This is a genomic window from Pseudomonas petroselini (assembly GCF_045037875.1).
GTDB classification, from domain to species: domain Bacteria; phylum Pseudomonadota; class Gammaproteobacteria; order Pseudomonadales; family Pseudomonadaceae; genus Aquipseudomonas; species Aquipseudomonas petroselini.
Genome location: NZ_CP173614.1, coordinates 1,947,711 through 1,967,197, shown reverse-complemented (window position 1 = coordinate 1,967,197; position 19,487 = coordinate 1,947,711). Strand labels below are relative to the sequence as shown.

General features: G+C 61.5%; 19 protein-coding genes. 9 read left to right on the top strand and 10 right to left on the bottom strand.

Annotated elements, in window-relative coordinates:
• Position 1 precedes the first annotated feature (1 nt).
• From ACI512_RS09195 to ACI512_RS09185, 3 genes are read right to left on the bottom strand one after another with little or no spacing between them, the layout of a single operon-like run.
• Positions 2-328, bottom strand: coding sequence for a DUF3325 domain-containing protein (locus ACI512_RS09195; protein WP_064054839.1), 327 nt, complete (start codon positions 326-328; stop codon positions 2-4).
• Positions 329-1,903 (bottom strand): PepSY domain-containing protein, encoded by a 1,575-nt coding sequence (locus ACI512_RS09190; protein ID WP_236380762.1) that lies wholly within the window; start codon positions 1,901-1,903, stop codon positions 329-331.
• The gene (locus tag ACI512_RS09185) at positions 1,900-2,202 is read right to left on the bottom strand and encodes a DUF3649 domain-containing protein (protein ID WP_236380760.1); all 303 of its coding nucleotides are present in this window, start codon (positions 2,200-2,202) and stop codon (positions 1,900-1,902) included. Before ACI512_RS09185 ends, ACI512_RS09190 begins: the two co-directional genes overlap by 4 nt.
• A gap of 170 nt (positions 2,203-2,372) precedes the next feature.
• On the opposite strand from ACI512_RS09185, the gene ACI512_RS09180 reads away from it, so the two are divergent.
• The 3 genes from ACI512_RS09180 (at position 2,373) to fecA (ending at position 6,227) form a co-directional block, all read left to right on the top strand.
• Complete coding sequence (locus ACI512_RS09180) at positions 2,373-2,861, top strand: sigma-70 family RNA polymerase sigma factor (RefSeq protein WP_236380758.1); 489 nt, start codon at positions 2,373-2,375, stop codon at positions 2,859-2,861.
• The gene (locus ACI512_RS09175) at positions 2,858-3,799 is read left to right on the top strand and encodes a FecR domain-containing protein (protein ID WP_064054836.1); all 942 of its coding nucleotides are present in this window, start codon (positions 2,858-2,860) and stop codon (positions 3,797-3,799) included. The genes ACI512_RS09180 and ACI512_RS09175 overlap by 4 nt, the downstream gene beginning before the upstream one ends.
• 91 nt (positions 3,800-3,890) lie before the next feature.
• Positions 3,891-6,227 (top strand): TonB-dependent Fe(3+) dicitrate receptor FecA, encoded by a 2,337-nt coding sequence (gene fecA / locus ACI512_RS09170; RefSeq protein ID WP_231807881.1) that lies wholly within the window; start codon positions 3,891-3,893, stop codon positions 6,225-6,227.
• 156 nt (positions 6,228-6,383) lie between these two features.
• Here fecA and ACI512_RS09165 read toward each other — a convergent pair whose 3' ends face one another.
• Positions 6,384-7,295 (bottom strand): LysR family transcriptional regulator, encoded by a 912-nt coding sequence (locus ACI512_RS09165; RefSeq protein ID WP_236380755.1) that lies wholly within the window; start codon positions 7,293-7,295, stop codon positions 6,384-6,386.
• Between the two features lie 107 nt (positions 7,296-7,402).
• On the opposite strand from ACI512_RS09165, the gene ACI512_RS09160 reads away from it, so the two are divergent.
• Positions 7,403-8,917: an MFS transporter gene (locus ACI512_RS09160; RefSeq protein ID WP_236380751.1), complete on the top strand. Its 1,515-nt coding sequence runs from the start codon at positions 7,403-7,405 to the stop codon at positions 8,915-8,917.
• A 59-nt stretch (positions 8,918-8,976) separates the two neighbouring features.
• On the opposite strand, the gene ACI512_RS09155 is transcribed toward ACI512_RS09160, so the two are convergent.
• Positions 8,977-9,387, bottom strand: a complete 411-nt coding sequence (locus ACI512_RS09155; RefSeq protein WP_012722380.1) for an HPF/RaiA family ribosome-associated protein — start codon at positions 9,385-9,387, stop codon at positions 8,977-8,979.
• A 213-nt stretch (positions 9,388-9,600) separates the two neighbouring features.
• Complete coding sequence (locus tag ACI512_RS09150) at positions 9,601-10,548, bottom strand: LysR substrate-binding domain-containing protein (protein WP_012722379.1); 948 nt, start codon at positions 10,546-10,548, stop codon at positions 9,601-9,603.
• A gap of 137 nt (positions 10,549-10,685) precedes the next feature.
• Here ACI512_RS09150 and ACI512_RS09145 point away from each other — a divergent pair, with 137 nt between their 5' ends.
• The 3 genes from ACI512_RS09145 (at position 10,686) to ACI512_RS09135 (ending at position 14,024) form a co-directional block, all read left to right on the top strand.
• Entirely contained in the window at positions 10,686-12,062 is a 1,377-nt protein-coding gene (locus ACI512_RS09145) for an L-serine ammonia-lyase (protein WP_046034377.1), read from the top strand.
• A 62-nt stretch (positions 12,063-12,124) separates the two neighbouring features.
• Entirely contained in the window at positions 12,125-13,411 is a 1,287-nt protein-coding gene (locus tag ACI512_RS09140; RefSeq protein WP_012722377.1) for a serine/threonine transporter, read from the top strand.
• 298 nt (positions 13,412-13,709) lie between these two features.
• Complete coding sequence (locus ACI512_RS09135) at positions 13,710-14,024, top strand: DUF3509 domain-containing protein (RefSeq protein ID WP_231807884.1); 315 nt, start codon at positions 13,710-13,712, stop codon at positions 14,022-14,024.
• On the opposite strand, the gene ACI512_RS09130 is transcribed toward ACI512_RS09135, so the two are convergent.
• Positions 14,021-14,509 carry a phosphate-starvation-inducible protein PsiE gene (locus ACI512_RS09130; protein WP_012722375.1) on the bottom strand — a complete coding sequence of 163 codons (489 nt, stop codon included), beginning with the start codon at positions 14,507-14,509 and terminating at the stop codon, positions 14,021-14,023. The genes ACI512_RS09135 and ACI512_RS09130 overlap by 4 nt on opposite strands.
• 372 nt (positions 14,510-14,881) lie before the next feature.
• Between ACI512_RS09130 and ACI512_RS09125 the strand changes: the two genes are divergently transcribed.
• Positions 14,882-15,142: a YebG family protein gene (locus tag ACI512_RS09125; protein WP_012722374.1), complete on the top strand. Its 261-nt coding sequence runs from the start codon at positions 14,882-14,884 to the stop codon at positions 15,140-15,142.
• 54 nt (positions 15,143-15,196) lie between these two features.
• On the opposite strand, the gene ACI512_RS09120 is transcribed toward ACI512_RS09125, so the two are convergent.
• Positions 15,197-16,216 carry a Glu/Leu/Phe/Val dehydrogenase dimerization domain-containing protein gene (locus ACI512_RS09120; protein WP_043204825.1) on the bottom strand — a complete coding sequence of 340 codons (1,020 nt, stop codon included), beginning with the start codon at positions 16,214-16,216 and terminating at the stop codon, positions 15,197-15,199.
• A 187-nt stretch (positions 16,217-16,403) separates the two neighbouring features.
• On the opposite strand from ACI512_RS09120, the gene ACI512_RS09115 reads away from it, so the two are divergent.
• On the top strand, positions 16,404-17,207 hold the full coding sequence (locus ACI512_RS09115; protein WP_012722372.1) for a SirB1 family protein: 804 nt from the start codon (positions 16,404-16,406) through the stop codon (positions 17,205-17,207).
• A gap of 40 nt (positions 17,208-17,247) precedes the next feature.
• On the opposite strand, the gene ACI512_RS09110 is transcribed toward ACI512_RS09115, so the two are convergent.
• The gene (locus ACI512_RS09110; RefSeq protein WP_405121743.1) at positions 17,248-18,618 is read right to left on the bottom strand and encodes an MFS transporter; all 1,371 of its coding nucleotides are present in this window, start codon (positions 18,616-18,618) and stop codon (positions 17,248-17,250) included.
• Between the two features lie 232 nt (positions 18,619-18,850).
• Positions 18,851-19,486 (bottom strand): maleylacetoacetate isomerase, encoded by a 636-nt coding sequence (gene maiA, locus ACI512_RS09105; RefSeq protein WP_236380743.1) that lies wholly within the window; start codon positions 19,484-19,486, stop codon positions 18,851-18,853.
• Position 19,487 lies beyond the last annotated feature (1 nt).

The window sequence follows — 19,487 nt, the reverse complement described above, 5'->3', positions numbered from 1 at the left end:
CTCAAAGGGTGGCAAACGCCGCAACCGGGCTGGCCAGCAGGCCGACGCCTGCCAGGATCAAGGCCAGCCTTGGCCGATACGGCAACAACAGCACCAACAGCAGCGCGCTGAGCATCAACACGGCGCACCACTCCACCAGGCCCTGCCCCCAACCGACGACACTCACCGCCGGCCAGATCGACAGCGTCAGCAGCAACCAGCCGGTCACACGCAACCCCAGGCGCCGCCGGGGCGAGGGTTTGCTGTGCAGCAGCTCGCCGTGGTGACGGTCAGTGGACAAGCACAGTGCCGTGAACCCGGCGTAGCACATCAGCAGAGCGAGCAGCATTCAGTTCGTCTCCTGCTTGAGCGTCAACGGGCGTGCGCGTTCAGCCTTGGGCACCGGCGCGGTGCGATGCTGCATCTTCCAGGCGGCCCAGGCGAGAAACACTCCGCTGGCCAGGCAAGTCAGGTCGAAGCCGGCCATGGCCCAATCGCCGGTGGCCAGCGAAACGCCAAGGTGGTGCGAGGTCGTCAACGCATTGAGCAGCGGAATGGCGATAAACAGCAGCGCGCCGACGCTTAACTGCTCGACCCAACCCTGTCGCCCGCGCCGCAGGATGGCGTGCAACAGGCTCAGGCCCCAGGCGATAAAGAAGGTTTGCACTTCCCAGTCGGAACGCTCGGCGAAGCTCACCGGTAGCAGACGGTTCGCCCAGAAAAACACCGCGATGGCGATCATCAGCCCGGACATACTGGCGATGTTGAGTACTTCCACCAAGCGCAACTCAAACGGCATGACCGCGGCTTTAGCGTGTTTGAGCTGGCGTTTGCCGAGCCAGATCACCAGCCCGGTGCCGATCATCGCCGTGCCCGCCAAGCCACAGATAAAGTACAACCAGCGCAGGACCGGACCGGCGAAATGGCCCATGTGCAGGCCGTAGAAACTGCCGCCGATGGCCGCCGGCAGTGACTGCCCACCACTCACCCGCAACAGCTCACCGGTGCTGCCGTTGAAGGAAACGGTGCTGCCGAAATCGTGCACCACGCTGTCGGAACCTGCGCGGAACACATTGACCGAGGCGTTTACATCGCTGGGATTATTCACCGCCACGCGCCCCACATGCCCACCGTCCCACTGCGCCCGTGCCTGTTCGTACATCGGCACCAGCGGCCGCAATGTGCCTGGCTGGCCCAAGGCCGGCGCGTTGTTGGTGTTGGGGAACACCTCGCTGAAAAAGGCGCGGGTGTCGTTGCCATAAGAAGCCAGGATCGGCGCCGGCATCACCATGCTCATGAAGATCACCAGGCTGCTGTAGGTAATCATCAAATGGAATGGCAGCACCAGCACGCCCACCGCGTTATGCCCGTCGAGCCAGGAGCGTTGGCCTTTGCGGGGGCGGAAGGTGAAGAAGTCCTTGAAGATTTTCTTGTGGGTGATGATGCCGGTGATCAGCGCGACAAACATCACCATCGCGGCAATGGTCGACAGCCAACGGCCCCACGGGTGAGGCATCTGCAGCTGGAAATGGAAGCGATAGAAGAACTCGCCGCCCATGCTTTCACGGGCCTGCACGGCCTGGCCGCTGACCGGGTCGAGGGTTTTCTGGATGAAATTACCGCGCTTGCCGGGGTCGACCTTGTCTTGCCACATCACCGAAAGGCCAGGGTCGCGGCTGTCGGGCAAGGTGATGAACCAGCGCGCGGCATTCGGTGCCTGCTGCTGCAGATACGCCTGTGCCACCGTGAGGCTGCGTGTGTCGTCGAGCGGATGGGCCTGTACTTCAGGCTGCATCCAATGACTGATTTCGTCCTTGAAATACGCCAAGGTGCCGGTCAGGAAAATCGCAAACAGCAGCCAGCCAAAGATCAGCCCAGCCCAGGTGTGCAGCCAAGCCATGGCCTGGCGAAAGCCCTCTTTCATGTGCGTGCCATCCAGAACCCCACACCCGCCAACGTGGCGAAAGCCGCGCTCGGCAGCATCACACCCAACCAGGCGCGCACGGCACTGCGGCAGGCGAAACACCAGAGCACGGCCAGCAGATAGAACACGAACGAACTCATCATCCCGGTGATCACTGCGTCAGCACGGGAAATAGGCATCCACAGCGCCAAGCAGATACTGGCCAGGGAAGCCATCAGGTACCCCCCCACCACGGCAGCCAGCACGCGCGAGGTCACAGCAAGACGATAGGAGACAGGCAGCGAGGTTTTGCTTTTCATGCGGGAAGCGCCAGGTTCATCAGCACGCAATATTAATGATAAATATTCTCATAAGCAAAACAGAACGGATGAATCACCTGCGCAGGTGGATTGCCGAAGCCGCTCACGCACCCTACAATGCGAACAATTCTTGTTCTCTAAAGCATGGCGATGCTTGTGGAGTGTCCCCGTTGAGCCCGTCCAACACCGTCGAAGTTTTGTACAACGACCACCACCGCTGGCTCACCGGCTGGTTGCGACGCAAGCTCGGCTGCCCGGAAAGTGCCGCCGACCTGGCACAGGACACCTTCATTCGCGTGCTCACCGCACGGGAAACGCCCCCGTTGATCGAGCCCCGTGCGTTTCTCACCACCGTCGCCAAGCGCGTGCTGTTCAACTTCTACCGCCGCCAGGACCTGGAACGCGCCTACCTCGACGCCTTGGCGCACATGCCCGAGCACGTCGCGCCGTCGGAAGAAGAACGCACAATCATCCTGCAAACCCTGGTGGAGCTGGATCAGCTGCTCGACGGCCTGCCCGTGCCGGTCAAACGCGCTTTCCTGCTGGCCCAGCTGGATGGCCTGACCTACGCACAAATCGGCGCTGAACTGGGCATCTCCGTCGCCACCGTCAAACGCCACCTGAACAAAGCGGCCATGCGCTGCTATTTCGCCCTATGAATTTTTCCACACAAGTCGCCGAACAAGCCGTGCACTGGCTGATGGAAATGCAGCAAGGCGCGCTCAACCCTCGCCAGCAAGCGGCCTGGCAGCAATGGCTGAACGCCCACAGCGAACACCAGCGCGCGTGGGACCATATGCAGCGCGTGAATCAGCGCCTGCGCGGCATGCCCTCGCCCCTGGCCCATGCCGCATTGAATGCGCCGACCTCCACCAGCCGCCGCCAGGCCCTCAAGTTACTGCTGGTCCTCGGTGCCGGTTCGGCCGCCGCCTGGAGCCTGCGCCAGCAACATATCCTGCCGCCGCTGACCGCCGACTATCGCAGCCCCGTCGGCCAGCGTCGCAAGGTGCAATTGGCCGATGGCAGCCAATTGCAGCTCAATACCGGCAGCGCGGTAGACGTGCATTTCGATGGCCGGCAGCGGCTGATCCGCCTGCTTGAAGGCGAGATCCTGCTGACCAGCCTCGCAGGCAATACGCCGCTGAATGTCTTGACCGGCCAGGGGCTGCTCACCAGCCAGGCGGCGCGCTTGAATGTGCGCCAGTTCAACGATCACACCCAACTGACGGTCTTCGATGGCCGCGCCGAGGTGATGCCCAACACCTACAGCGGCCTGCCGCTGACGGTCGAGGCTGGGCGCCAGGTCAACTTCACCCGCAAAGGCTGGGACACCCCGCGCCCCACCGACGCCAACAGCGGCGCCTGGGCCGACGGCATGCTGGTCGCATCCCACATGCGCCTGGAAGATTTCCTCGGCGAACTGGGCCGTTATCGTCGTGGCCAGGTCAATTGCGACCCACAGGTGGCCAACCTGCTGATCTCCGGCAGCTACCCGCTGGATGACAGCGAACGCATTCTCGACCTGCTGGAAGTGAGCCTGCCGGTGAAAGTACGGCGCTTTACGCGGTATTGGGTGACGGTGCAGGCACGCGCCTGAGATTAATTTCAAAAACGATGAGCCGTTTTCCACCCCTCGCGTGACAGAGAAGGAAAGCCACCTTGATCCTTCCTTCTCAGGACCGCTGTTCATGCCCCAGCAACCGACGCTTCTCGCCCGCACCTTGCGCCAACTCCTACTCGGCGCCAGCCTGAGTCTTACCGTATTGCCGCCGGTGATGGCGGCCGATGCCAAGCCGTATCACATCGCCCCGACATCGCTGGAAGCTGCGTTGAACCAGTTTGGCCGCGAAGCGGGCGTGCTGATTTCCTTCGGTTCCGAGGTTACGGCGGGTAGACAGAGCCGTGGCCTGTCCGGCAATTACAGCGCCGCAGACGGCCTGCAAAAACTGCTGGAAGGCACCGGCCTGCAAGCCCGCGCCGAGGGCGACAATGCCTACAGCCTGCAACCGGTCACGGCACCGGCCAGTATCGAATTGGGCACGTCCAGCGTGGTCGGCGACTGGCTCGGCGATGCGGCGCAAACCAACGTATTCGAACACCCAGGCGCCCGTGATGTGATCCGCCGCGAAGAGTTCGAGCGTCAGGGTGCGACCCAGGCCAAGGACGTGCTCAACCGCATCCCCGGCGTCAACGCACCGGACAACAACGGCACCGGCAGCCACGACATGGCGCTTAACTTCGGCATTCGCGGCCTCAACCCGCGCCTGGCCTCGCGCTCCACGGTGTTGATGGACGGCATCCCGGTGCCTTTCGCGCCTTACGGCCAGCCGCAGCTTTCATTCGCGCCGATCAGCATGGGCAACATGGATGCGGTGGACGTCGTACGCGGCGGCGGCGCTGTGCGCTACGGCCCGCAGAACGTCGGCGGCGTGGTCAACTTCGTGACCCGCGCGATCCCGGATGCGCCCACGGTCAAAGGCGGCCTGCAGACCGAAACCAGCCCGTCCTCCAGCCACGACGGCTTCAAGACCACCGGCAACCTGCTCGCCGGCGGCACCGCCGACAACGGCCTGGGCGGCGCGCTGCTGTACTCCGGCACCCGAGGCGGCGACTGGCGCGAGAACAGCAACACGCGCATTGACGACTTGATCCTCAAGGGTAAATACCAGCTCGATGATGCCAACAGCTTCAACGCCATGGCGCAATACTACGAAGGCCAAGCCGATATGCCCGGTGGTTTGAACGTCGCGGACTACAAGGCCGATCCGTATCAGTCCACCCGTCCCTACGACAAGTTCTGGGGCCGCCGTACGATGTTCAACGTCGGCTATCGCTATGAGCAGGACCGTCGCGAATTCACCGTGAACAGTTTCTTCACCAAGACGCTGCGCAGCGGCTACCTCGACCAAGGCACGTTCCTGTCGCTGTCCCCGCGCGAGTACTGGGTGCGCGGCTTGGAAACGCGCTTCGCCCAAGGCTTTGACCTGGGCCCGACCAGCCACGAAGTGGGCGTCGGCTACCGTTATATCAACGAGGCCGGCCACGAACTGCGCTACCGCACGCCGATTGCCGCCAACCAGCAAATCCCCACCACCGACAGCCGCAATGACCGCGACACCCGTGGCGGCACCGAGGCCAATGCTTTCTTCATCGATGACCGGATTGATATCGGCAAGTGGACCATCACCCCGGGCATTCGCTACGAGATGATCGAGTCCCAGCAAACCAACAACCTCAGCAACGTTAAATACAAGGGTGACTACAACACCGCGCTGCCGGCATTGAACGTGCTCTATCACCTCACCGACGACTGGAACCTCTACGCGAACACCGAAGGTTCGTTCGGCAGCGTGCAATACAGCCAGATGCCCAACCGTGTGACCAGCGGCGAAGTCAAACCGGAAAAAGCGCGCACCTGGGAACTCGGCACACGCTACGACAACGGCAGCCTGCGCGCGGAAATCGGCGCGTTCCTGATCAACTTCGACAACCAGTACGAAAGCAACCAGACCAATGATTCGGTGATTGCCCGTGGTGAGACCCGTCACCAGGGCATCGAATCCAGCATCAACTACGCCCTCGACGGCTTGAGCCCGGCGCTGGCAGGGTTCGATGTGTATGCCAGCTACGCTTACGTGGACGCCACCATCCGCGAAGACGGCCCGAACAAAGGCAACCGCGTGCCCTTCTCGTCAAAACACAAGGGCACCCTCGGCGTGGGCTACACCGAAGGCCGCTGGAAGCTCAACCTGGACAGCAGCTACCAGAGCAGCCAGTTCGCCGACAACGCCAACACCCAGGCCGAAAGCGCCGACGGTGCGAACGGGCGCATCCCCGGCTACATGCTGTTCAGCAGCCGCGCCGCCTACGACTTCGGCCCGCAGCTGTCGGATCTGAACGTGGCGGTGGGAGTGAAAAACATCTTCAACAAGCAGTACTACACACGTTCATTCGACGATAACAACAAAGGCAAATACGTCGGTGAGCCACGCACGGTGTATGTGCAGACCTCCATCGCGTTCTAACGGCTCGAGCCACAAATAACCTGTGGTGAGTGGGCCTGTTGTGGTGAGCGGGCTTGCCCCTCGCCGGGTTGCGCAGCGACCCTGAAAAATGGGCCTGCTACGCAGTCCAGCGCGGGGCAAGCCCGCTCACCACAATGCCTATGTTCATCCTGAGTTCTAACTGCCCGCCAGGCACGAGGGCGTGCCGGCCACCAACGCGTCGATGGCACAGCGCGTCTTGGCCGGCATGTGCGCCGCCGTGGGCCAGATCACGTGGATCGGCGAGGGCTGCTCGCAGTAACCAGGCAGTACCGCTTGCAACTGACCGCGCAGCGCATAGTGGGCGATCAGCCAACTGGGCAACCAGGCCAGGCCCACGCCCGCGATGGCGGCATCGGCCACGGCCTGGAGGTCATCCATCATCAGCGGCGAGGCCACCCGCGCACGGTGTGGGCGGCCCTGCTCGTCATTGAGCGCCCACTCCTGGCGCGGGGCACTGCAGCGATAAGCAATGCCCCGATGCCCGGCCAGGTCCTCGATGCGCTCTATTTGACCCACGCGCTGCAAGTACGCCGGTGACGCCGCCAGGCCAATCGCCTGCTCGCCCAGGCGACGGGCGCTCAAGCGGTCGGTGTCGGGCAGCGCGCCGATGCGTACCGCCAAGTCGAAGCCTTCCTGGGCAACGTCGATCAGCCGGTCAGAGAAAGAAATCTCGATCTCCAATTCGGCAAATCTATCCATCAACCCCCAGAGCGCAGGCGCCGCATAGTGGTGCCCGAACGCTAATGGCAGGCTGGCCCGCAACCGCCCACGGGGTTGTTGCCGTCCGCTTTCCAGCACGGATTCGGCGGCCTCAAGTTCCGCCAGCGCCCGCAGGCAATGCTCGTAATAGGCCTGCCCGTCCTCGGTCAACCGTTGGCGACGGGTAGAGCGCTGTAACAGGCACGTGCCCAGGCGGGCCTCAAGTCGCGCCAAGCCCTTGCCGACTGCCGAGCGCGTCACATTCAGCCGCTCGGCGGCTTCGGTCAGGTTGCCGCTCTCGACGATCTGCAGAAAGAGTTCAACGCCATCAAAACGTGGAGTGGTCATGGGCTCGATTGTCGCTCCTGATTCCCGTATTACTGGAAAACTTATCACAAATAAAGAACCAGATTCCCCTGAAAATAGCCCGATACCCCAACGACAGGAGAGTCCCCATGCCACCCGCTGCCACGTTATCGGTCGCCAGCCCACCGCGCACCGCCAAAAATGGTCTCGCGCTGACCGCCGTGTGCCTGGTCGCCCTGATGTTCGGCCTGGAAATCTCCAGCGTGCCGGTCATCCTGCCCACCCTTGAAAGGGAACTGGGCACTGGCTTCCAGGACGCCCAATGGATCATGAATGCCTACACCCTGGCCTGCACCAGTGTGTTGATGGCGGCCGGCACTCTGGCCGATCGCTTTGGCCGCCGACGCATGCTGGTGCTGTGCCTGTGGCTGTTCGGGCTAGCGTCCCTGGCCTGTGGACTGGCGGAGCAGGCTTCGACGCTGATCGCCGCGCGTTTCGTCCAGGGCATCGGCGCCGGGGCGATGATGATTTGCCAGTTCGCGATTTTGTCGCACTTGTTCCGCGAACCGGCAGCGCGGGCGCGAGCATTCGCGATCTGGGGCGTGATTGCCGGCATGGGCCTGGGCTTCGGGCCGATGGTGGGCGCGTTGATCCTGGCGGTGGCGGATTGGCGCTGGGTGTTTCTCGTGCACGCGCCACTCACGGTGTTCACCCTGGTGCTGCTGCACATCAGCGTGCAGGAGTCCCGCGACCCGGCGGGCAATCGCCTGGACATCGCCGGCATGCTCACCTTGACGCTGTCGGTATTCGCACTGGTCTACTTCATCACCCAAGGCACCGAACACGGCTTTGGCACACCGGCCATGCTCGGCTGGGCGGGCCTGGCAGTGGCCGCACTGCTGCTGTTCATCGTTGTTGAACGGCGCAGCGCCCACCCGATGTTTGATTTCTCGGTGTTCCGTATCCAGCGCTTCAACGGCGCGTTGATGGGCTCGATCGGCATGAACTTCAGCTTCTGGCCGTTCATGATCTACCTGCCGCTGTATTTCCAGGCCGGGCTGGGCTACGACACCTTGACCACCGGCGGCGCCCTGCTCGCCTACACCTTGCCGACACTGCTGGTGCCGCCACTGGCCGAACGCCTGGCCCTGCGCTATGGCGCCGAACGCATCATCCCTCTTGGGTTAGGTTTGATGGGTGCAGGTTTCTTGAGCATGGCCGCAGCAAACGCTGCCGCGCAGCCAAGCATCGTGCTGGTGCTGAGCAGTTGCATCGCGGCCGGTGTGGGATTGGCGCTGACCAACTCCCCCACCACCAACACCACCACCGGTTCAGTCTCGGCCGACCGCGCAGGCATGGCCTCGGGCATCGACCTCAGCGCGCGGCTGATCACCCTCGCGCTCAACATCGCGTTGATGGGGTTGGTGCTGTTGCTGGGGATCAGCCATCAACTGGCTGCTGTATTGCCCGAAAGCACAGCGCTGGATTGGGCGGCCCTCAGCCAAAACATTGCGGCGGGCAAACTGGCTTCATCGATGGACCTTAGCGTCACCGATGCCCAGGCAGCCCTGCGCCATGGCGTCGGCTGGGCCATGCTCTTCGCGGGAGGGGGGGCGTGTGGGTTGGCGTGGTTGAGCAGGTATTTCTTCCGGCGCGGACACTAAACGAAAACGGGCCTGCAATGGCAGGCCCGTTCAGTGGGGGATGAAAGAACTTTCAGTGATCAGCTGTTAAACACAGCACGTTCTTTTTCCAGAAACTCCTGTTCAAGCTCATCTTCATTGACCTTGGTGTCCGACAGACTTTTCCCGGCAGCGCGTGGCTTGCCTTGCAGTCTGCCAAACAGATGTTCCAACGCATGGTCCAGCTTGGTCGCCGCACCGTCGATCGCCTGTTCCAGGGTATCGGCCTTGTGCAGTACCGACAGCGGTTGATGGCCTTTTGGCCGTGCTTCCAGGCGGCAACTTAAATCGTGGGGACCGGGCTTGTCGCCGTTCTCATCCCGCAGGTAGACCTCCACGCGGGTCAGGTCTTCTTCGTAACGTTCGAGCGTGCTCTCAATGGTAGTACGTACCCACTCCTCCAGTCGGATGCTGCTTTCAATATGGTTATCGCTATTGACTTGGATTTGCATAGTTCTTCCCTTATTTCAGCTAGCTCGTGAGAGGTCACAAACTGCAACACCGGGGTGGTGAAACCATGACCTCTTGATTACACAATTGAGCAGTCCGAAGAACAATTCAACCCCTTTGCAAAGATAAATCCCACATTACAAATTAAGTCTGACGACAAGCAAAAACGCTGTTAGGGTGGGGAGTTGGTTACATCTTCTTACGCTTAGCCAACCTTACAATTGCCCCTCTCCCAACGGGTGCAACCCGCGGAAAATCCCTGCTTCCTCCACCAGCCAATCATGCACCGCGCGCACGCCCGGATGGCTCAGTGCACCCGGCGCATAGAGCAGCACGTAGCGTTTGTGGTTGGGCACGGCCAGGCCGAACGGCACGATCAAGGTGCCGCGCTCCAATTCATCGTTGAGCAAGGTGCGCCGCGCGATGGCCACGCCCATGCCGGCAATGGCCGCCTCGATGGTCAGGTGGTTGCGATTGAACGTATGCCCACGGCGCACGTCGGCGTCGTGATAACCGATGGCATTCAGGTAGAACTCCCACTCTGCGTACTCATAACTCCCACGCCAGGCGGTGATGTCGTGCAGCAACGGGAAATGCACCAGGTCGGCCGGGCCATGCAATGGTGGCCTGCCGCGTAGAAGGCTCGGGGCGCACACCGGGAAGATCTGCTCGTCGAGCAAAGCTGTGGATAACAGGCCGGGGTAGCTGCCGTCGTTCAAGTCGATGGCCAAGTCAAAATCGCCCTCATGCAGAGCGATGCTGCTGTCCTCGGCAACCATGCGCAATTGGATATCCGGAAAGCGTTGCTGCAAGCGCGGTAAACGCGGGGTCAGCCACTTGCCGAGAAACGACGGGATCGAACGCAGCCGCAACGTGCCGCTGATCATCCCCGCGTCCAAGCGCTGCAGTTCAGCATCGATGCTGCCGTAGGCCTCACCCACCGTCGTCGCCAAACGCTGCCCCTCGGCACTCAGCTCTACCCCACGCGCGCGTCGATGAAACAAACGGAAACCCAATCGCTCCTCCAGCTGGCGGATCTGCTGGCTCACCGCACCCGGCGTGATGTGCAGTTCTTCGGCGCAACGCGTAAATGACAAATGCCGCGCAGCGCAGGAAAAAACGTGCAGCCAGACATACGTCTGGCCATGAAGGGGCCGGGTCATAGCGTTTAGTCCTGCTAAAGGGTGTCTTAGGATAATTCGTTGGTCAGTGCCGATCCAGAGGCTCAGTATCGCGCCAATTCCGCTCGCTCTACAAAACATGGCAGCGATTTCTACTCCATTGCTTGTAAGGCTTTAGCATGGCTATCAGCGTTTTTGATCTATTCAAAGTGGGCATTGGCCCCTCCAGCTCCCACACCGTCGGCCCCATGCGGGCGGCGGCGACCTTCGCCCAAGCCCTGATCGACCAACAATTGCTGACCGATACCCGCCGCGTGGAAGTGCGCCTGTACGGCTCACTGTCCGCCACCGGTGTCGGCCACGCCACCGACCGCGCCTGCGTGATGGGGCTGATGGGCGAATGGCCGGATCAGGTTGATCCGAGCTCGATCAATCCCCGCATCCAGCAATTGCACGAGTCCGGCCGTCTGCTACTCGCAGGCACACAAGACATTGCCTTCAACTGGCACACAGACCTCCTGCTGCTGGACGAGAGCCTGCCCTACCACCCCAACGCCATGTCCCTGCACGCCTATGGCGAAAATGGCCTGTTGAGTGAGCAAACCTATTACTCGGTGGGCGGCGGTTTCATCATCGAAGCGGCAGAAGCCGCTTCCGGCATTGCGCCGACCAGCGATGTTGATTTGCCCTACGACTTTTCCAGCGCCGTGGAGCTGCTGGCCTTGTGTAACAAGCATGGCTTGCGGGTTTCCGAACTGATGATGGCCAACGAACGCGCTTGGCGCAGCGACGCCGACATCCGCAGCGGCCTGCTGCATATCTGGTCGGTGATGCGCGAATGCGTGGAGCAAGGCCTGCGCGATGAAGGCATCCTGCCAGGTGGCCTGGACGTGCCACGCCGCGCGGCAAAACTGCACCGCAGCCTGCTGGAAATCGGCAAGCCGAATGTGATCACTTCAACCTTGTCGGCGATGGAATGGGTCAACCTCTTCGCCCTCGCCGTCAACGAGGAAAATGCCGCCGGCGGGCGCATGGTGACTGCGCCGACCAATGGCGCCGCCGGGATCATCCCGGCCGTGCTGCATTACTACATGAAGTTCAACGCCGACGCGTCTGACGACGACGTAGTCAATTTCTTCCTGGCCGCTGCTGCCGTCGGCATTCTCTGCAAGAAAAATGCCTCGATCTCCGGTGCCGAAGTCGGCTGCCAGGGCGAGGTCGGTTCGGCCTGCGCCATGGCCGCTGCGGGGTTGGCCGACATCCTCGGCGCCACCCCCGAGCAATTGGAAAACGCCGCCGAAATCGGCCTGGAGCACAACCTCGGCCTCACCTGCGACCCGGTCGGCGGCCTGGTGCAAGTACCGTGCATCGAGCGCAACGCCATCGCGGCGGTCAAGGCGATCAACGCCACGCAAATGGCCCTGCGCGGTGACGGCAAACACTTCATTTCCCTCGACCGGGTGATCCGCACCATGCGCGATACCGGTGCCGACATGCATGACAAATACAAAGAAACTTCACGGGGCGGCCTGGCGGTCAGCTGGGTGGAGTGCTGATCGGAGCACTGCTACCCGCCCCAAACGTGAGCCCGCGCAAAAATAATAACGAGGCAATAACGATGACCGATGTACGTACACCTGCTGCCGAAAATCCTGTTTCAGACAACACCGTGACCACCGGCTGGACCCAACACGACACCACCTGGATGCTGGGCCTCTACGGCACCGCCATCGGTGCCGGCACCCTGTTCTTGCCGATCAATGCCGGCGTCGGCGGTTTCTGGCCGCTGATCGTGCTGGCACTGCTGGCCTTCCCCATGACTTTCTTCGCCCACCGTGGGCTGACGCGTTTTGTGCTGTCGGGCAAATCCGGCGACATCACCGAAGTGGTCGAAGAACACTTCGGCGTCGGCGCCGGCAAGCTGATCACCCTGCTGTATTTCTTTGCGATCTTCCCGATCCTGTTGGTGTACAGCGTGGCGCTGACCAACACCCTCGGCAGTTTCATGGAACACCAACTGCACATGGCCCCGCCACCTCGTGCGATCCTGTCGCTGGTGCTGATCCTCGGACTGATGGCCATTGTGCGCTGCGGCCAGGGCGTGATCGTCAAGGCCATGAGCGTGCTGGTGTACCCGTTCGTGGCCGCCCTGTTGCTGCTGGCCGTGAGCCTGGTCCCCAACTGGAACGGTGCGTTCTTCGCCTCTGCCAGCGAGGGCATGCCGCTGCCGATGTTCTTCAAGACCTTGTGGCTGGCGATCCCGGTGATGGTGTTTTCGTTCAACCATTCGCCGATCATCTCCGCGTTCGCCGTCGACCAGAAACGCGTGTACGGCCCGCAGGCCGAGCGCAAAAGCAGCGGCATCCTCGCCACCGCCCACGGCATGATGGTGCTGACCGTGATGTTCTTCTGCTTCAGTTGTGTACTGGCGTTGTCGCCGGCCGACCTGGCAGCGGCCAAGGCCCAGAACATCTCGATCCTGTCGTACCTGGCCAACCACTTCCAGACCCCGGTGATCGCCTACGCCGCGCCGTTGATCGCGCTGGTGGCCATCACCAAATCCTTCCTCGGCCACTACATCGGCGCGAGCGAAGGCTTCCAAGGCCTGATCGTCAAATCCCTGCGCGGGCGTAACCGTTCGATGTCGTCCAAATGGCTGGAACGCTGCACCGCGCTGTTTATGGTGCTGACGTGCTGGGCCGTGGCGACTTTCAACCCGAGCATCTTGGGCATGATCGAGACCATGGGCGGGCCGATCATCGCGTGCCTGCTGTTCTTGATGCCGATGTACGCGATCCGCCGCGTGCCCTCTCTGCGCCAGTATTCGGGTCAGCTGTCGAATGTGTTTGTGGTGGTGATTGGGTTGATTGCGCTGTCTGCGATCGTTTTCTCGGTACTGCCCTGAAACAGGTCACCGACTTCAAGAACAACCCAAAACAACTGTGGGAGCGGGCTTGTTCCCGATGGCGGTGTGTCAGCCAATGAATGCTCGGCTGAAAGACTGCTATCGGGGGCAAGCCCCCTCCCACATTGGAGTCGCACTGTCTGAAAGATCTCTGTACGGCACGCCCCTTGCTGTACAGCATTGAAGCAAACGGATCTTGTGAAGCTTCAGCGACGGAGTGGCCGGTGGTCAGGAGACGCGAACTAAACCCGACACCGGTCGTCAATGACTGCATGTTCTTATCAGGCGGTAACGCACCATGGACAATCCTTTTCAGATCATCACCGACACGTTCACGCCAGAATATCGTGTCAACTTGAGCATACAACGGCTGGACGGCAGCATCATGCTGACCCTCTCCAACGAGCAAGGTGTGGTAGCCAAACGCATGATCAGCGCCGAACAACGCAATGATCCAAAGCGGCTGAAGCGTCTGGTGCAGAGTATCCAATTCGGCATCGCCATCGAGCAGGGTCACAGTGCCATGGAAATCCTGGCGGTGATGACGGATGGCGATCACAAAGTGCTACAGCGCCCGCCCAACAGCCCCCTGCCCTTCAGTGTCGGGCTTTAAAGCTCACCCTTCTCGGTTTCCAGGCTCGCTTCGCCCTTGCGGCGCGGGCCTTCTACCTTCACGGAGGGGAACGACGACGACGCATAGCGCACCACCAGGATCGCAAACGCCAAGAGCAGAATCCCGCCGCACAGGTAGATGATGCCAATGTCGGGTGGATTGTGGTGGGACACGTTGGAAATCAGCAGACGCGTCAGCGCGGTGATTGCCACGTAGATCAGAAAGCGCACGGGCATGTGGTTGGTCTTGAAATAAATCCCGACCATCGCGCCCAATTCCAGGTAGATGAACAGCAGCAAGATGTCATCAATCTTGATATGCCCATTCTCGAGCATCCCCAGAAACTCCATCACCGCTGCCCACGCGGTCACCGCACCAATGGCGAACAGCGCCAGGTAGTGGAACGACTCGACAAACAGATTGCCCAGAGACTCGGCCAGACCATGTACTTGCTGGCGCAGCCTTTCGGCCCAGTTGATTTTCACGATGATGCTTCCTTAGGTCGACTCGACCGGATAATGCGGGTTGGACGTGACGGTTGTTCTGCATGCAGAAAAAAGGCCAGGGCAGGGAACTGAGATGGTGGCAGCATGACATGAGACACAGATTCATTAAGTGGCACATAACCTGTGGCGAGGGAGCTTGCTCCCGTTGGGGGTCACATTGAAGAGGGTGTCACCTTAGGATTACCCGGCAACCTCGCCGTGTTGTCAGAAATTTCCGTTGTAGCAAACCTCTATTTCCCGACTACATTAAAAAACTGCTACCCAAACCCCACGGTTTGGCTTACTCTTTTAACTGTATATGAATACAGTAGTAGCGAAAGACAACTATCGTGAAGGCATGTGAGGTGGTGAATGGCCGTCGAAGTGGTATACCGCAGCAGCCGAGATCTGGAGCGTTTGTTCATGGATAAAGCCGAAGCTGACCGTCATGACAAGATGCTTGAACTCGCTGAGTTGCTGGCAGAAGTGTTGCAAAAAGCCGTGCCGTCCTTGAGCGAGCAGCAGGTGGAAGAAGCCGGGATCTACATGGCGAAGAACCGCGATGTATTTGCCAAGGCGTTCAAGAGCCAGCCGGACGCGTTGTCCGAGTTGCTGAACGCACCGGCGGAATAAAGCCCGAATTGAACAGGCCCTGAATCATCGATTCAGGGCCTTTTTAATAACCGGCTATTGGTAAAGCAGGCGCTCGGCCAATTCATCCGCGACCCGTGCGGGCGAGCGTTTTTCGGCTTGGGCGTGAGCGAAGATTTCCGTGAGGCGCGTGCCGATGTTGGACAGGTGCGCGGTGATGGTCGGCAGTTCTGCCCCGCTGTGTTTGAGCGCAACGTAGATCAGGCCGCCCGAGTTGATTACGTAGTCAGGGGCGTAGAGGATGCCGCGCCCTTCCAGTTGGTCAGCCACTTGCAGGTTGGTCAATTGCGCACTGGCGGAACCGGCCACGGCAGCGCAGCGCAGTTGGCCGACGCTCTGGCGGTTGAACACGGCCCCGAGGCCGCAGGGCGCGAGGATGTCGCACGGGGTGCTGAGCAAGGCGTCGTTGGCGATGGGGTGCGCGCCCAGTTGCTCCATGGCCAACTGCACCTTGCCGTGGTCGATGTCGCTGACCAGCAGTTCGGCACCCGCGGCGTGCAGTTGTTCGGCCAGGGCGTAACCGACGTTACCCAGGCCCTGGATGGCGACGCGCAAACCTTCGAGGTTGTCGCTGCCCAGGCGGGCCATGGCGGTGGTGCGGATGCCGGCGAAAACGCCCATGGCGGCATGGGGCGAAGGGTCGCCTGCCGCGCTGGTGCTGGTGACGAAGCGGGTGTGCTGGGCGATGCAGTCCATGTCGGCCACCGAGGTGCCGCTGTCGGTGGCGGTGATGTAGCGGCCGTCGAGTTGCTCGATACAACGGCCGAATGCTTCAAACAGTGCCGCGCGGTTTTCCACATGGCCGGGGCGCAGGATCACCGCTGTGCCGCCACCCACCGGCAAACCGGCCAATGCCGCCTTGTAGCTCATGCCTTGGGCCAGGCGCGCAGCGTCGGCCACGGCACTTTCGTCGTCGGGGTAGGAGAGATAGCGACAACCGCCGAGAGCAGGCCCCAGGCGGCTGTTATGGATGGCGATGACCGCCTTCAGCCCGGTGGCCGGGTCGACGCTCAAGTGCAGCGATTCAAGGCGGGTGCTGTGCATGAGAGCAAACATCGTCAAGCTCCCGAATCACTTCTGGTAGTGGGCCAAGTATAGGCTTGCGGCAGAAACCTGCCGAAATACGCTGGAATAAGCCGCTCGATTTCGCAGGCCTTGCGGCATAAGCGCACAGGTTATCGCCTAAGCCACTGGACGAAAATTCCCAGCAAGGCTAAAACGGGGGCATCCGCCGGAGAATGCAATGAATCCCCGCAAAGCCTTTTTTGCCTGCCTGGAACGCTCCCCCCCTGCGCTGTTTGAAGCCGCGCTGTGGATCGCCGCCGAGCATGACCCGGCAGTGCAGCCATTGCTGATCCTGCAGGAGCTGACGTTGCTGCAACAGCAGGTGAGCCTCGGCATGCCCATGGTGCCGGCGGATGAACTGGGCCAGACGTTGTTGCGGCGCATGAATGACTTGGGGTTTGCCCAGGATGAGTTCACGCCACTGCGCCCCGCTGCCGCGCTGCTGGACAAGGTCTTGCAGCGCAAACGCGGACAACCCCTGGCCATGGGGCTGATCGCCCTTGAGTTGGCACGACGCCTGGATATCCCCATGGTCGGCGTGAATTTCCCCGGCCACTTTCTACTGCGGGTCCCCGGCGCCGATCACCTTCTGGACCCGTGCGGCGGCCGGCGCCTGTACCCCAATGATTGCCGTGACCTGCTGCAACGCCAATACGGCCCCAACCTCAAGCTGCAGGCCGACCACCTGCACACCGCCGATCCACGCTCGATCCTGCAGCGGCTGTCACGCAACCTGCGGCAATTGCACCTGGCCAACGACGCCCCGCTTGAAGCCTTGGTCGACGCCGAGCGCGTGCTGGAGCTGGGCAATGCCAGCGCCGCCGATTACCTGGCACGGGCCAGCCTGTACCAGCGCCTGGACTGCCCCAACGCCGAGCGTTTTGACTTGGAACACGCGCTGATGCTCAGCGAAGACCCGATCCAACGCCTGCGCCTGACCGAGCGCCTGGGGCATTTGCCGCCCAATTCAGTGGTGCACTGACGCCCGATTCTCGAGCGCTTCCACGCTGATTGACGCTGGCTCAGTGATTGCCCGGCGCCTTGAGAATATCGCCCGGCAGCGAGGCGTTCGGCCTCACACCGCCAGGCGAGCGCACCCGGATAATCAACAACGCCGCGATCACCGCCGGTATCGCGCAAAAGAAGAAAATCTGCTCCACCGGGATATGCATCGCCAGCAGTATGCTGCCAAACAGCGGCCCCAGGATCGAGCCAAACCGCCCCACGCCCAACGCCCAGCCCGTTCCGGTAGCGCGTACGTGCGCCGGGTAGAAATTGCTGGCAAAGGCGTTGAGGGTCAGCTGACCACCGATGATGCAAAACCCTGCCGCAAACACACAGGCCACCAGGTAGCGCGGGTTGTCATGGTTGAGACCGAGCAGAATGGTGCACACCGCCGCCGTCGCCATCACGCCGGACAGGAGGCGCACTTTGCTTTGCAAGCGGTCGGAGAACCAGGCCATGCCGATGGCCCCCAAGGTGCCGGCGAACAGGAACATCGACGTCACCAGGTTGGCTTCTTTCAACGCCAGCCCGCTTTCCAACAGCAGCGACGGCAACCAACTGATCATGAAATACAGCAGGATCAAGCTGACAAAAAAGGTCGCCCAGATCAGCAACGTCGGACGCGCATAGCCATTGCGGAACAACTCCACGACGGTCAGTTTGCTGCCCTGCTCCTGCTGGCTCTCGGCCTCGCTCGCAGGCGGCGCTTGCCAGCCGGGCAGCATGCGTGACGTCACGGCCTGCAGCCGCGCATACGGCGGCGCATCTCGCAGCAAGCGCGGCAAAGATTCCGGCAACCACCGCACAAGAAACGGGAACAACAGCAGCGGCGTTACGCCACCTGCCAAAAACACTGCCTGCCACCCGAAGCCTTCGATAAACCCCGCCGCCACAAACCCACCCGCTGCCCCACCAAACGAGAAGCCACAGGCCGCCAGGGTCACCATTAACGTGCGCAGGCGCGGTGGGGAGTAGTCCGACATCAACGCCATGGCACTGGGCATGGCGCCCCCCATGCCGATACCGCAGATAAACCTGGCGGCCATCAAGGTGGTCAGTGAGTGGGCGAACACCATCAGCACCGTGAGGCTGGCGTAGATCAGCACGCAGCCAAGCAGGATGCGTCGTACGCCAAAGCGATCCGCCAATGGCGTGACCAGTAGCGAACCCAAGGTCAGCCCAAGCAGGTTGGCGCTGAACACCGGCCCAAATGCGGCCTTTTCCAGCCCCCAATCCTGAGCCAACGCTGGAACTACATACCCCAACACCTGGGCGTCATAGCCATCCGTCACCAGCAACAGTGCCAGCAACAGAAGAATCAACCACTGGTAGCGCGAGACCGGACGAGCGTCGAGTGCCGCGCGAAAGCTGGCAATCTGATTGTGCATCGCAAAGTACCTATTATTTTTATAAGGGTGGCGCAGGTCAAAATGTGGGAGGGGGCAAGCCCTAATGCCAGTCAGTTAAGGGCAAACACTGTACCTGTGGCGAGGGAGCTGCTCCCGTTGGACTGCGCAGCAGTCCCAGTCTTTTGAAACAAAGAGCTGGGGCCGCTTCGCGGCCCAACGGGAGCAAGCTCCCTCGCCACAGGTTATTTTTTGCCCCCTCCCACATTGGGTCCTAAGGCGTGTCAGGTTGATTGGCGGGGTGTGCCTGCACAAATGCCGGATGCTGTGCCGCCAACGCCGCCACCCGTCCGATGCGCGGGTACGCCGCCAATGGCACCTTGAAGCGCTCGGCCGCATACAACTGCGGAATCAGGAACGCGTCGGCCAGCCCCGGCTGGTCGCCGAAGCAATACCCCTGATCGCCGATCAAGTGTTCCACCGCGCCCAATCCCTGGCTGATCCAATGGCCAATCCATTCCAGCACCTTTGCCTCGTCATGCCCCCACTGACGCAGCAGGTTCTGGGTACTGGAGTTGTGCAGCGGGTGAATATCGCAGCCGATGATCGACGCCACCGCACGCGCATGGGCACGGGCCGCAAGGTCGTTGGAGAGCAACGGCACCTGTGGATAACGTTCCTCCAGGTATTCGATGATCGCCAGCGACTGGATCAACAGCTCACCCTCATCGGTGCGCAAGGCCGGCACACGCCCTTGCGGGTTGATCGCCAAATACTCGGGTTGGCGATTGGCACCGCCCGCCGGCACCAGCAGGTTGACCGGCACGGCAGTGAAATCCAGGCCCTTGAGCGCCAAGGCGATGCGAACCCGGTACGACGCGGTGGAACGGTAGTAGGTATAGAGTTCCATC

What these genes read in the sequence shown, in the direction of transcription:
- ACI512_RS09195 (WP_064054839.1), bottom strand. Translation starts at nt 328, where the DNA reads ATGCTGCTCGCTCTGCTGATGTGCTACGCCGGGTTCACGGCACTGTGC.
- ACI512_RS09190 (WP_236380762.1), bottom strand. Translation starts at nt 1,903, where the DNA reads ATGAAAGAGGGCTTTCGCCAGGCCATGGCTTGGCTGCACACCTGGGCT.
- ACI512_RS09185 (WP_236380760.1), bottom strand. Translation starts at nt 2,202, where the DNA reads ATGAAAAGCAAAACCTCGCTGCCTGTCTCCTATCGTCTTGCTGTGACC.
- ACI512_RS09175 (WP_064054836.1), top strand. Translation starts at nt 2,858, where the DNA reads ATGAATTTTTCCACACAAGTCGCCGAACAAGCCGTGCACTGGCTGATG.
- fecA (WP_231807881.1), top strand. Translation starts at nt 3,891, where the DNA reads ATGCCCCAGCAACCGACGCTTCTCGCCCGCACCTTGCGCCAACTCCTA.
- ACI512_RS09165 (WP_236380755.1), bottom strand. Translation starts at nt 7,295, where the DNA reads ATGACCACTCCACGTTTTGATGGCGTTGAACTCTTTCTGCAGATCGTC.
- ACI512_RS09160 (WP_236380751.1), top strand. Translation starts at nt 7,403, where the DNA reads ATGCCACCCGCTGCCACGTTATCGGTCGCCAGCCCACCGCGCACCGCC.
- ACI512_RS09155 (WP_012722380.1), bottom strand. Translation starts at nt 9,387, where the DNA reads ATGCAAATCCAAGTCAATAGCGATAACCATATTGAAAGCAGCATCCGA.
- ACI512_RS09150 (WP_012722379.1), bottom strand. Translation starts at nt 10,548, where the DNA reads ATGACCCGGCCCCTTCATGGCCAGACGTATGTCTGGCTGCACGTTTTT.
- ACI512_RS09145 (WP_046034377.1), top strand. Translation starts at nt 10,686, where the DNA reads ATGGCTATCAGCGTTTTTGATCTATTCAAAGTGGGCATTGGCCCCTCC.
- ACI512_RS09140 (WP_012722377.1), top strand. Translation starts at nt 12,125, where the DNA reads ATGACCGATGTACGTACACCTGCTGCCGAAAATCCTGTTTCAGACAAC.
- ACI512_RS09135 (WP_231807884.1), top strand. Translation starts at nt 13,710, where the DNA reads ATGGACAATCCTTTTCAGATCATCACCGACACGTTCACGCCAGAATAT.
- ACI512_RS09125 (WP_012722374.1), top strand. Translation starts at nt 14,882, where the DNA reads ATGGCCGTCGAAGTGGTATACCGCAGCAGCCGAGATCTGGAGCGTTTG.
- ACI512_RS09120 (WP_043204825.1), bottom strand. Translation starts at nt 16,216, where the DNA reads ATGTTTGCTCTCATGCACAGCACCCGCCTTGAATCGCTGCACTTGAGC.
- ACI512_RS09115 (WP_012722372.1), top strand. Translation starts at nt 16,404, where the DNA reads ATGAATCCCCGCAAAGCCTTTTTTGCCTGCCTGGAACGCTCCCCCCCT.
- ACI512_RS09110 (WP_405121743.1), bottom strand. Translation starts at nt 18,618, where the DNA reads ATGCACAATCAGATTGCCAGCTTTCGCGCGGCACTCGACGCTCGTCCG.
- maiA (WP_236380743.1), bottom strand. Translation starts at nt 19,486, where the DNA reads ATGGAACTCTATACCTACTACCGTTCCACCGCGTCGTACCGGGTTCGC.